General features: G+C 63.4%; 12 protein-coding genes. 9 read left to right on the forward strand and 3 right to left on the reverse strand.

All coding sequences use genetic code 11. The features are described from left to right. The first annotated feature begins 6 nt into the window (after nt 1–6). The 7 genes from AC1RTP_RS26390 (at nt 7) to AC1RTP_RS26420 (ending at nt 7824) form a co-directional block, all read left to right on the forward strand. Nucleotides 7–711, forward strand: coding sequence for an ABC transporter ATP-binding protein (locus tag AC1RTP_RS26390; protein WP_498611609.1), 705 nt, complete (start codon nt 7–9; stop codon nt 709–711). 1 nt (nt 712) lies between these two features. Then, nucleotides 713–2023, forward strand: a complete 1311-nt coding sequence (locus AC1RTP_RS26395; protein ID WP_498611610.1) for an ABC transporter permease — start codon at nt 713–715, stop codon at nt 2021–2023. Nucleotides 2024–2030: 7 nt separating this feature from the next. Beyond that, the gene (locus AC1RTP_RS26400; RefSeq protein WP_498611611.1) at nt 2031–3266 is read left to right on the forward strand and encodes an ABC transporter permease; all 1236 of its coding nucleotides are present in this window, start codon (nt 2031–2033) and stop codon (nt 3264–3266) included. A 187-nt stretch (nt 3267–3453) separates the two neighbouring features. Then, nucleotides 3454–4806, forward strand: a complete 1353-nt coding sequence (locus AC1RTP_RS26405; protein ID WP_498611612.1) for a sigma-54-dependent transcriptional regulator — start codon at nt 3454–3456, stop codon at nt 4804–4806. Between the two features lie 186 nt (nt 4807–4992). Continuing rightward, nucleotides 4993–6261, forward strand: a complete 1269-nt coding sequence (locus AC1RTP_RS26410; RefSeq protein WP_498611613.1) for a sensor histidine kinase — start codon at nt 4993–4995, stop codon at nt 6259–6261. Between the two features lie 91 nt (nt 6262–6352). Continuing rightward, nucleotides 6353–7108, forward strand: a complete 756-nt coding sequence (locus AC1RTP_RS26415; RefSeq protein ID WP_498611614.1) for a spermine/spermidine synthase domain-containing protein — start codon at nt 6353–6355, stop codon at nt 7106–7108. Nucleotides 7109–7203: 95 nt separating this feature from the next. Further along, the gene (locus AC1RTP_RS26420; protein ID WP_498611615.1) at nt 7204–7824 is read left to right on the forward strand and encodes a Crp/Fnr family transcriptional regulator; all 621 of its coding nucleotides are present in this window, start codon (nt 7204–7206) and stop codon (nt 7822–7824) included. Here the strand turns inward: AC1RTP_RS26420 and AC1RTP_RS26425 are convergent. Together AC1RTP_RS26425 and pdxR are read right to left on the reverse strand one after the other, a co-directional pair. After that, nucleotides 7821–8450: a Crp/Fnr family transcriptional regulator gene (locus tag AC1RTP_RS26425; RefSeq protein WP_498611616.1), complete on the reverse strand. Its 630-nt coding sequence runs from the start codon at nt 8448–8450 to the stop codon at nt 7821–7823. The two genes, AC1RTP_RS26420 and AC1RTP_RS26425, sit on opposite strands and share 4 nt — an antisense overlap. A 93-nt stretch (nt 8451–8543) precedes the next feature. After that, nucleotides 8544–10028, reverse strand: coding sequence for a MocR-like pyridoxine biosynthesis transcription factor PdxR (gene pdxR, locus AC1RTP_RS26430; RefSeq protein ID WP_498611617.1), 1485 nt, complete (start codon nt 10026–10028; stop codon nt 8544–8546). A 70-nt stretch (nt 10029–10098) separates the two neighbouring features. Here pdxR and AC1RTP_RS26435 point away from each other — a divergent pair, with 70 nt between their 5' ends. Both AC1RTP_RS26435 and AC1RTP_RS26440 read left to right on the forward strand, forming a co-directional pair. Then, nucleotides 10099–10740: a pyridoxamine 5'-phosphate oxidase family protein gene (locus AC1RTP_RS26435; RefSeq protein WP_498611618.1), complete on the forward strand. Its 642-nt coding sequence runs from the start codon at nt 10099–10101 to the stop codon at nt 10738–10740. A 21-nt stretch (nt 10741–10761) separates the two neighbouring features. Further along, a complete protein-coding gene (locus tag AC1RTP_RS26440) occupies nt 10762–11211 on the forward strand; it encodes a GNAT family N-acetyltransferase (RefSeq protein ID WP_498611619.1) in 450 nt (149 codons plus the stop codon). Here AC1RTP_RS26440 and AC1RTP_RS26445 read toward each other — a convergent pair. Further along, nucleotides 11208–12002 (reverse strand): PPK2 family polyphosphate kinase, encoded by a 795-nt coding sequence (locus AC1RTP_RS26445; RefSeq protein ID WP_498611620.1) that lies wholly within the window; start codon nt 12000–12002, stop codon nt 11208–11210. The genes AC1RTP_RS26440 and AC1RTP_RS26445 overlap by 4 nt on opposite strands. Between the last annotated feature and the right edge of the window lie 7 nt (nt 12003–12009).

A 12009-nucleotide genomic window follows, 5' to 3' on the forward strand; every position in this document is an offset into this window, starting at 1 on the left:
TTAAACATGCTGCGCATGAATAACCTGAGCAAAGTCTATCGCACCCACATGATCGAAACCCACGCGCTGCGCGGCTTCGAGATCGACGTCAAGCAGGGCGAGTTCGTTACCGTCACCGGCCCATCGGGTTCCGGCAAGACCAGCTTCCTGAACATCGCCGGCCTGCTGGAAGACTTCACCAGCGGCGACTACGTCCTCGATGGCATCAACGTCAAAGGCATGGACGACAACGCCCGCTCGCGCCTGCGCAATGAAAAACTGGGCTTCATCTTCCAGGGCTTCAACCTGATCCCCGACCTGAACCTGTTCGACAACGTCGACGTGCCGCTGCGCTATCGCGGCTTCAACGCCGCCGAACGCAAGGAGCGCATCGAAGACGCGCTGTCCAAAGTCGGCCTGGCATCGCGCATGCGCCACTTCCCGGCCGAACTGTCGGGCGGCCAGCAGCAGCGCGTGGCAATTGCGCGTGCACTGGCCGGCTCGCCCAAGCTGCTGCTGGCCGACGAGCCGACCGGTAACCTGGATACCCAGATGGCGCGCGGCGTGATGGAACTGCTGGAAGAGATCAATGCCGAAGGCACAACGATCCTGATGGTGACCCACGATCCGGAACTGGCGCAGCGCACCCAGCGCAATGTCCACATCATCGACGGCCAGGTGTCGGACCTGGTGCGCAAATCGCCATCGCTGGTGGTTGCCAAGGAGGCTTGAGATGTTCCAATACTATTTCCTGCTGGGCGTACGCAGCCTGCGCCGCAACCCGGTGCTGACCGCGCTGATGGTGCTGATCCTGGCGATCGGCGTGGCCGCCAGCGTCTCCACCCTGACCATCCTGCACGTGATGTCGGGCGACCCGATCCCGGGCAAGAGCGAGCGCCTGATCGTGCCGATGGTTGATAACGGTCCGCTGAAAGGCTACACCCCGGGCGAGCGTGAAGGCGATGAAATGTCTTACCGCGACGCCGTCAACCTGCTCGCTTCCGGCCAGGGCGACCGCCGCACCGCGATGCGTGGGGCTTCCGGCACCGTGGAACCAGTGCGCAAGGACATGCCGGTATTCACCGTCGAAGGCCTGACCCCGACACGCGACTTCTTTGCCATGTTCGAAGTGCCCTTCCTGCACGGCGGTCCATGGAGCGAAGCAGACGACAAAGCCGGTTCCGATGTGGTGGTCCTGAGCAGCAAGCTGGCTGAAAAACTGTTCGGCAACGCCAATCCGGTCGGCCAGCGCGTGCGCATGTTCGGCTTCGACTACTCCGTGGTCGGCGTGTTTGGCAAATGGAACCCCGTGCCCCGCTACCACCGCATCGTCGGCGGCCCAGGCGCTTTCGGCGACGAGGACGAGTTCTACATCCCATTCCACAACGCGATCCGCCACGAAATGGGACAGAACGGCAATATGAACTGCAGCAGCGACCGCGGCCCCGGCTACCAGGCCCTGCTCGATTCCGAATGCATCTGGATCCAGTTCTGGTTCGAACTGCACTCGGTGTCCGACCGCCCGCAACTGCAAGCCTGGCTCGACGCCTACGCTGGCGAACAGCGCAAGCTGGGCCGCCTGCAGCGCAATGCCCCGAACAAATTGTTCAACGTGATGGAATGGCTGGAAGAACAAAAGGTGGTGGGCAACGACAGCCGGCTGTCGGCCATGCTGGCCTTCGGCTTCCTGCTGCTTTGCCTGGTCAACACCATCGGCCTCCTGCTGGCGAAGTTCTCGGTGCGTGCACCGGAAGTGGGCGTGCGTCGCGCCCTGGGCGCCTCGCGCAAGGAAATTTTCACCCAGTTCCTGATCGAGAGCGCGGTGGTGGGCCTGGCCGGCGGCATCCTCGGCCTGCTTCTGGCGCTCGGCGCACTGGCCCTGATCGGCAGCATCTCCGAACAGATCGCCGTCACCACCCGCATGGACTGGATGATGCTGCTGGTGACCTTCGTCATGTCGGTGTGCGCCGCCATCCTGGCCGGCCTTCTGCCGACCTGGCGCGCATGCCAGGTCACCCCGGCCTTGCAACTGAAATCGCAGTGAGGACAATATGGAAATCAAACCAATCTTTTCCGCGCTGATGCGCTCCAAGACCGGCCCGATCCTGGTGGCCGTGCAAGTGGCCCTCAGCCTCGCCATCCTGGCCAACGCCCTGCACATCGTCAGCGTGCGCCAGGCCGTTGCGGCGCGCCCGACCGGCATCGCCAACGAAGAGCAGGTGTTCAGCATCAACGTGAAGGCGCTCAACCCTGGCGGCCACGAGCAGCAGATCGCCACCCAGAACGCGGAGGCGGCCGCGCTGCGCGCCGTGCCGGGCATCACTTCGGTGGCCACAACCAACCAGATCGTGCTCTCCCGTTCCGGCAACTACAACAGCGTAGCGGCCAGCCGTGAACAGGAGCGCAGCTCCGCCAGCCCGTCGATGTACGTCACCTCCGAGTCGCTGGTCAAGACCTGGGGCCTGAAGATTATCGATGGCCGCGACTTCACGCCGCAGGACGTGCTGGAGTTCGACCAGAAGACCAGCAAGGCCTTTCCCACCATCGCCCTGATCACCAAGGCCCTCGGCCAGAAAGTGTGGCCGGATGCGGCCAGCTTCGTCGGCAAGAAAATGTTTTACGGCACCGGCGCCGAAGCGCGCGAAGTCACCGTGGTCGGCGTGATCGACACGCTGGAAACCCCGAGCGCCGCAATGGGTGCGGACGGCGAGATGTCGACCATGGTGCCGGCGCGCACCTCCGGCGCCTCCCGCACGCTGTACACACTGCGTGCCGAACCGGGCCAGCGCGACCGCGCCATGAAGGATGCCGAAGAGGCGATCCGCAAGCTGCATAACGGCCAGGTGGTTGTGCACAGCAAAACGCAGTCGGAGCAGCGAGTGAACCGCTACAAGGCCGACTATGCGCTGGCATGGATGCTGATAACCGTCAGCGTACTGCTGATGATGGTGACGGCCAGCGGCATCGTCGGCATGGCCAGCCTGTGGGTCACGCAGCGCCGCAAGCAGATCGGCGTACGGCGTGCGCTGGGGGCGCGCAAGTTCGACATCCTGCGCTACTTTGTGACCGAGAACCTGATGATCACTACGACGGGGATTGCTGGCGGTCTGCTGGGGGCGCTGGCATTGAACCAGCTGCTGGTGTCCAAGCTGGAACTGGCGCGCTTGCCGGCGGAGTATATGGTGATTGGCGCCGCCGCGTTCTGGGCGCTTGGCATCGCCGCCGTGTACGGCCCGGCGTGGCGCGCCGCCTCCATCTCGCCGGCCTTGGCGACCCGCTCGGCCTGAACCCGGCAAACCTGGGTCTGACCCGAGGGTCAGACCCGCCTGCGCTAGCGCCGCGGACCTGGGTTGTACGCCTTTGATCTTCGTCGAAAGTCAAAGGCGCACGACCCAAACTACAAACCGCAAAACCGTACATGGTCAGACCCTCGGGTCTGACCCAGAACTACCGGTTTTCATGTATGCTGCCAAAATGCCAACCGTACTAATCATCGACGACAACGCCGCCGTAGCAGTCGCCCTCGAAGTCCTGTTCTCCCTGCACGACATCGACTCCCTGCACGCCGCCTCCCCCGAAGAAGGCCTCGCCCTGCTCGACCAGCGCAGCGCCAGCATCGACCTCGTCGTGCAGGACATGAACTTCACCGCCGACACCACCTCCGGCGAAGAAGGCATCGAACTATTCCGCGCCATCCGCAAGCACCACCCCGACCTGCCGGTCATCCTGCTCACCGCCTGGACCCACCTCGACGCCGCCGTTGACCTGATCAAAGCCGGCGCCGCCGACTACCTCTCCAAGCCCTGGGACGACAAGCGCCTGATCGCCACCGTGCGCAACCTGCTGGAACTGGGCCAGGCCAACCGCGCCCTCAACCAGCACCGCAACGACGAACTGCGCCAGCGCCGCGAACTGGAACGCTACAACCTGCGCAAGATGGTATGGAACGACCCCGCCACAGAGCGCGTGATCTCGCTCGCCTGCCAGGTCGCCCGCGCCGATGTGCCAGTGCTGATCACCGGCCCCAATGGCACCGGCAAAGAACGCATCGCCGAAATCATCCAAGCCAATTCCGCCGTACGCGAAGGCCCCTTCGTCGTGCTCAATTGCGGCGCCCTGCCAGCCGAACTGATTGAAGCCGAATTGTTCGGCGCCGACGCCGGCGCTTACACCGGCGCCTCCAAAGCCCGCGAAGGCAAGTTCGAAGCAGCCGACGGCGGCACCCTGTTCCTCGACGAAATCGGCAACCTGCCGCTGGCCGGGCAAATGAAGCTCCTGCGCGTACTGGAAACCGGCCGCTTCGAACGCCTCGGCTCCAACCGCGAACGCCAGGTGCAAGTGCGCGTCATCAGCGCCACCAACGCCGACCTGCCCGCCATGATCCGCGCCGGCAGCTTCCGCGAAGACCTATACTACCGCCTCAACGTCATCGAACTGCGCCTGCCGCCGCTGGCCGAACGCCCCGGCGATATCCTGCCGCTGGCACGACACTTCCTCGGTACAGAACGCCAGCTCCGCCCCGACGCCGAAGCCGCCCTGCTCGCACACAGCTGGCCAGGCAACGTACGCGAACTGAAAAACGTCATGGCCCGCGCCAGCCTGCTAGCGCAAGGCGACACCATCACCGTACCCGACCTCGGACTGCCCGCCGCCAGCAACGGCCAAGCCAATAGTGCCGCAGGCCCCGACCAGGAACCCGACCGCGACGCCATCATCGCCGCCCTGCAGCGCGCCAACGGCGTCGTCGCCCAAGCCGCCGGCGAGCTCGGCCTCTCACGCCAAGCCCTCTACCGCCGCATGGAACGCCTCGGCATCGCCCGCCCATGACGCCGCACCATCCGCCGCTCCTGTCCAGTTCGTGTCACACCTTGGGGTCACACCCCAAGTGTGACACGAGCCCAGCCGCTGCATGGCAGAGGCCGTGTCACACTTGGGGTGTGACCCCAAGGTGTGACACGGGCTCGGGTGTGGGCTGAGATGCGGCTGTCACTTTTAACTCGCTGGTCGGCGCTAGTGGGGACGCTCACTGCAACGGGCATCCTGATCGCGCTTGGGCTGGATCAGCTGCTGCCGAAGCATCCCACCATCGTGGTCGGCATTTCCTTGCTGTGCCTGGTACCCTTGGCCGTCATTACGATCCGTGCCCAATTGCAGCGCCAGCTCTCGCTTTATCGCGCGCTGACCGGCACAGTTACCAGTTACCGCGATGGGGATTTTTCCTTCAGCCTGCACTGGCCTCAGAATGATGAGCTGAGCGACCTGGTAGCTGCCCACAATGAACTGGGTCACGTGCTGCGTGAGCAGCGCCTGGGCCTGGTGCAGCGCGAACTGTTGCTTGATACCATGGTGCAGCACACGCCTGTGGCCATGCTTCTTGTGACTGACAACGACGCCATCGTCTTCGCCAACCTGGCAGCGCGCCAGCTGGTGAACGAGGGGCGCAAGCTGGAGGGCCTGCACCTGCCGGAGCTGCTGGCGCGCGTGCAGCCAGCCCTGCGTGATGCCCTGGGCCGCGGCGGCGACGGTCTGTTCACCATCGGCGACAGCGAGGAGGAGGAAGTTTTCCACCTTGCGCGCCGTAGCTTTAGCTTGAATGGCCGTCCACATGAACTCTTATTGCTGCGCCAGCTGACACAAGAGCTGCGCCGCCAGGAAGTGCAGACCTGGAAAAAAGTCATCCGCGTCATCAGCCACGAACTGAACAACTCGCTGGCGCCGCTAACCTCGCTGGCCCATTCGGGCGCCGAACTGGTGCGGCGCGGGCAGACCGAGCGCCTGCCGCAAATCCTGGCCACCATCGAGGAACGCACGCGCCACCTGGAAAGCTTCATCCTCGGCTACGCCCGCTTCGCCAAGCTGCCCACGCCGCGGCTGGACGAGCAGGACTGGCGCACCTTCCTTTCCGCACTGTCCGACCAGGTGCAGTTCAAGCTGCTCGGCGAGGTGCCGGAGGAAGCGCATGCCTTCGATGCGGCTCAGATGGAGCAAGCCTTGCTGAACCTGCTGAAAAACGCCCATGAATCGGGTTCGCCGCCCGATGAAGTCGCCCTCGAATTGCGTCGCATGCAAGGAATGCTGCGCATCGAAGTGCAAGACCGCGGTCCCGGCATGAGCGAGGCGGTGCTGGCCAACGCCCTGGTGCCCTTCTACTCCACCAAGCGCAGCGGAACCGGCCTCGGCCTGGCCCTGGCGCGCGAGATCGCCGAGGCCCATGGCGGGCGCATCACGCTGGCCAACCGCGAAGGCGGCGGCCTTGCCGTGACTTTGATATTCCCCCTTTGATCCAGACCATGCCGCTGGCGGGACTGGGCGTGGCGGCCTTTGGCGGAGCCGTCGGCGCGAGTAGGCGGCCGGGCTGGTAAACTAGCGGCCTATGTCATCCCGAAGATTCAACCAGCCTGGTTTTCCTCCCGCCACCATCACTGAGTTTGAAGGCGTGCGTTCGCTGCACCTGGGCACCTCCTGGGTGCAAGGCGCCATGCGCATCTCCAAGCCCGATGTGATCGAGCTCGAATACGTACGCATGATGATGATGTGGACGCTGTTCCTGCCCGCCCCTCGCCATATTGTCCAGCTCGGTCTGGGCAGTGCGGCCCTGACCAAATTCAGTTACCGCCAGTTTCCCAAAGCGCGCGTCACCGCCATCGAGCTCAATCCGAACGTGATTGCGATTTGCGAAGAAAAGTTCGGCCTGCCGCCCAATGACGAGCGGCTCGATGTGCGCCAGATGAACGCCATGGATTTCGTGCTCGACCCGCGCAACCACGGCACGGTCGACGTGCTGCAAGTCGACCTGTACGACGAGGAAGCGCGCGGCCCGGTACTCGACACGCCCGAGTTCTACCAGGCCTGCTTCGACTGCCTGGGCCCGGAAGGCATCATGACCACCAATGTGTTCGGCGACTTCGACAACTACGGCAAAAACCTGCAGCATATGGAGCTGGTCTTCGATGCCGTGGTCTGGCTGCCCGAAGTCCATGACGCCAACATCGTGGTGATTGCCTTCAAGAACGCGCCTTCGATCGATTTTGCCGTGCTGTATGAGCGCGCCAGCCAGATCAGGAAGACCATGAACCTGAATGCCAAGCCCTGGGTCGATGGCATGAGGGACTGGATGGCTAACGCGTAGTCTGGCTACACTTCACAGCGCTCGGTCGTGCTATATTGCAGGGTTCGTTGTTTCAAACCAGAAACAACATTGTCAGAAATACCAAGAGTTCCGCAATGTCCGACGTATTCCTCAAACAGCGTGAAGAGTTCGCTCGTCAATCGATGAGCCAGGTCGGCGTATCGCGTGAATTGTTCGATGAATTCAACCGCATACTCGCCCCGCATGTGGTTCACTTGGAGTTCCGCAAGGGCGATTACCTGCAGCACGCGGGCGTGCCGGCCAGCGTGGCCTATTGGCTGTACCGCGGCGTGGCGCGGCGCGGCATGCTGACCAAGGACGGCAGCGAAGTGACGATGGCGTTTTCGTCGGAAGGCGAATCCTGCGGCTCGCACCACGACCTGCTGGCGGCCCAGGATGGCTTGCCGGCGCAGGAATTCATTATTGCGGAGACGCCGATAACGTCGGTGCGGGTAGATTGGGCGACGCTGGCGCGGCTGCGCGAAGAGCACAGCATCATGCGCGAGTACTACCTGAAGGTGTCGGAGCAGTCGATCCGCCGTTATTCGCAGAGCAGCCTGATTCGCAGCATGACTTCGGCCAACTGCCGGCTGGCCGCCTTCCGCGAACAATACCCAGGCCTGGAGCAGCGTATCGCGCAGAAATCGCTGGCCTCCTTCCTGGGTATCACTCCTCAATACATGTCCACGCTCCTGAAGCAGGAGCAGGAACGCTAAGCAGCTTCCTGTTCCTGTTCGCGGCGCATCAGCTGCGACAGGTAGGCTGGCGTAATCTGCAGATAGGACGCCAAGACCTTTTGCGAAATGCGGCGCTCAAGCTGCGGATATTCTTCCCTGAAGTTGTACAGGCGTTCTTCCGCGCTCGAAGCGGTATGCGTGATGAAGCGGCGCGCCTGGCTGGCAACAGCAAACTCCAGGAGGCGCAGCATGTAGGCCATCAGTGTCGGGTCCTGGCTGCGCAGGGCGCTCATTTGCTCCCAGTCGAAGCGGTAACCCTGCACCGAGGTTTCCGCCACGATGAAGGAACGCGATGGCTGTTCGCCGCGCACTTCAAGCAGGTCTTCGTAGGCATTTGCAATATGCCCTTCGGTGGCGAAGCGCATGGTGACTTCGTTGCCGCCTTCGCTCACATAGCCGACGCGAGCGACGCCGCCAGTCAGCCAGAATACTTCGCGGCCGGTCTGTCCGACGCGCTGCAGCAGCTCGCCGCGACGGGCTGCGAACGGTACGGCCAGCGGCTCGATGCGGCGGGTGGCTTCGTCAAACAGCTGTTCGTCGACGCCATAGCGCGCCATCATATCGGCCTTGAAATGCTGCCGCAGTTTTAGGAAATGTTGATTCATTGCACCCCAGTTCATGTCTCTTGTTTTTTGACTACATCTGGTCAGGCCAGATTTACTTCATTCTAAAAACAAGGGTGGCCCGGCTTAGATAAACTATTTGAACTTTCGGTAAAAATTTTCGTACGCTGTCATATGCACAACACCGGCCAGGCGTTTGACCAGCCCGTCCATTTGCGCTGGGGCAACCTGGCCGTATCCCAGGGCTAAGCCGTGCCAGTTGCTCTGGCCGGCCACGGCATGCACGCTCAGGGCGTTGGCAATCATGCCTTCCTGCTCGCGGGCGCGGCGGCTGATCTCCACATCCGACAGGCGCGGGTCTTGCCAGCGCAGCGATAAATGCATGCCGGCCGAGGCGCCGCAGACGGTGGCGATGCTGCCCAGGTGCTTATCGAGCGATTCCACCAGGGCGTCTCGCCGCTCGCGGTACAGGCGGCGCATGCGGCGCAAGTGCAGGGCGAACTGGCCGCTGCGCAGGAATTCGGCCAACGCCAGCTGGTCGGCGGCGCGCCCGCGTGAAGCCGATTGCTGGCGCATGGTTGCCAGCGGCTGCACCAGCCAGGGCGGTACCACCAGGTAGCCGATGCGCAGGCCGGGGAACATGGTCTTGCTGAAAGTGCCGCAGTACAGGACCGGGGCGTCCGGCTGCAGGCCCTGCATGGACGCCAGCGGCGGGCCGTCGTGGCGGAATTCGCTGTCGTAGTCGTCTTCAATGATCAGGGCGCCGCAGGAGCGGGCGCCGTCGATCAGGGCCATGCGGCGCGCCAGCGACAGTACAGTGCCGGTCGGATATTGGTGCGAGGGCGTGGTGTAGATCAGGCGCGGGGGACGCTGTTGCCAGTCATCAGGGCGCGGCGCGATGCCGTCGTCGTCGACGTCTATGCCTTCCAGCTTGACGCTGGCGGCGCGGAAGGCTGCCATGGCGCCGCCGTAGCCCGGGTTTTCCATCCATAGCGTTTCGCCGGCGTCGGCACAGGCGCGGCCGCACAGGTCAAGGCTGCTTTGGCTGCCGTCGGTGATGAACACTTGCTCCGGTTCGCAGACCACGCCGCGCGAGGCGCGCAGGTAGTCGGCGATGGCTTCGCGCAGCACCGGCTCGCCGCATGGGTCGCCGTAATTCAGTTTTTCCGTTGGCAGCGAGCGCCAGGCGCGTTCCAGCAGGCGGCGCCAAAGACCGATCGGGAAACTGGGCAAGTCCGGCACGCCGGGCACGAAGGGCGTGCCGGCGGCAGCGGAGGCGGTGCTGTGGCGCAGGTTCTGCGCGCGCTGCGACAAGCCTTTGCAGGGCACGACCACGCTGGCCTGGTGCTGGCGCGCGGGCGCCACGGCGGCGACGATGGTTCCGCTGCGGTCAGTCGTCACATAGCCTTCGCTGGTCAGCTGCTCGTAGGCGTACAGCACGGTGTTGCGGGCCACGCCCAACTCCGATGCCAATGCGCGCGTAGCAACCAGGCGCGTACCGGGAGCCAGCATGCCGTCGCGGATGGCGGCGCGCAGGCATTCATGCAGAAGGCGCTGGCGCGGCCAGCCATGGTGTCCGTGGCTGGCGGTGAAATTCGAAATCAGCAGCGAGTAGTCCAATCATGGCTCCATGGTTTTACACACCCCTGGACCTGTTGCAGGGGCCAGCGGATCATTATAGTCCGTCGTTATGAAAACGACACCACCTCCATCCGACCGCACGCGCGTCAAGCGCATCGCCCTCAACGCAAGCTATGAACAGGACCTGGTCCGCGCCATCGTCGATGCGGCCTATATCTGCCATATCGCCTTCGGCGACGCGCATGGCGCCCATTGCATTCCCACTGCCTGCTGGCGTGAGGGCGAGTACCTGTACATCCATGGCTCCAATGGCAGCCGCATGCTGAAGCAGCTGATGGCGCAGGATGCCTGCGTCACCATCACCCACCTGGATGGGCTGGTGATGGCCCGTTCGGCTTTCAACCATTCGATGAATTACCGCTCCGTGATGATTTACGGGCGTTTTGAGGAAGTCGACGAAGCAGGCAAGCGCGCTACGCTGGCGGCCTTCATGGAGCACCTGGCGCCGGGCCGGCAGGCTGAAATCCGAGCCGGCAACGACAAGGAATTTGCCGCCACCACGGTGCTGCGCATTGCGCTGGCCGAAGCAGCGTGCAAGGTGCGCAGCGGCGGCGTCGAAGACGATGAGGAAGATATGGGCGTAGAGGCGTGGGCCGGCATCCTGCCCTTCACCCAGCTGCGCATGGCGCCGCAGCAGGACCCGGCCTGCACGGCGGAAGCGCCGGACTATGTGCGCAACTGGGCTGCCTGATTTTTTCACGAAAGGAGATCTATGACTACCGTTACCGTCCGCCAGGCTTTGCTGCCTGATCTCGATACGCTGGTTCCGCTGGTTGACGGCTATCGCCAGTTCTACGGCCGCGAGAGCGATCCGTCGGCCACCAGGGCTTTCCTGCTGGCGCGCTTCAATCACAGCGAGTCCACCATCTTCGTCGCATTCGACGGCGAAGATGCGGTCGGCTTTACCCAACTCTATCCGAGCTTTTCCACGGTGTCGCTGGCACGGACCTTCATCCTGCAGGACTTGTTCGTCAGCCCGCGCGGACGCCGCAAAGGCGTGGGCACGCAACTGCTCGCGGCCGCTACCAGCCATGCCGGGAAGCTGGGCGCAATCCGGCTCACGCTATCGACAGCAGTCACGAACGAAACGGCGCAAGCGCTCTACCAATCCGCCGGTTGGGCGCGCGATGACAAGTTCTTTGTCTATCACTGCATGCTCTAGCGCACCTTAAGCTTCAGCAGGCGCTTGTCTGGCGGCGGCCAGTCAAGCCGCATGCCGCGCAGGGTTTCCAGCAGCACGCGGCCGACTGCATCGTTGCGGTAGCGCTTTGAATCGGCGGGGATCACGTACCACGGGGCGTGGTCGGCATCGGTCGCAGCGATCGCATCTTCGTACGCCTTCTGGTAATCCTTCCACAATTCGCGCTGTTTCAGGTCTTCAGGATCGAACTTCCAGTGCTTGTGCGGGTCGTCGACGCGCGCTTGCAGGCGCTCGCGCTGCTCGTCCTTCGAGATGTGCAGGAAGAACTTGACGATGGTGGTGCCGCTTTCTGCGAGCATGCGCTCGAAGTCGCGGATTTGCGCGTAGCGGCGCTTGCATTCGGCCTGGGTGATCATGCCTAGCACGCGCGTGATCAGCACGTCCTCGTAGTGGCTGCGGTTGAAGACGCCGATTTCGCCAGCCTTCGGCACTTCGCGGTGTATGCGCCACAGGAAGTCGTGGGCTGCTTCGATGTCGGTCGGTGCGCGGAAGCCGGTTGCGCGCAAGCCCATGGGATTGATGTTGCTGAACAGGTGGCGTACGGTGCCGTCCTTGCCGGAGGTGTCCGTGCCTTGCAAGACGATCAGCAGCTTGCGTTTGTGTTCGGCGTACAGCATCTCCTGCAGGTCGGCGATTTCTTCCAACGTCTTGGCCAGGCCTTCGGCGTCGGCGTCGGGTTTAGCGTCCGCCCTGGCGTCCTTATCGCGCAGCTTAAGGCCCGGTTTGGCCCTGAATTGGTCGATGGCTTTCATGCGATGA

The organism is Pseudoduganella sp. GW821-FHT11H04 (assembly GCF_058807935.1).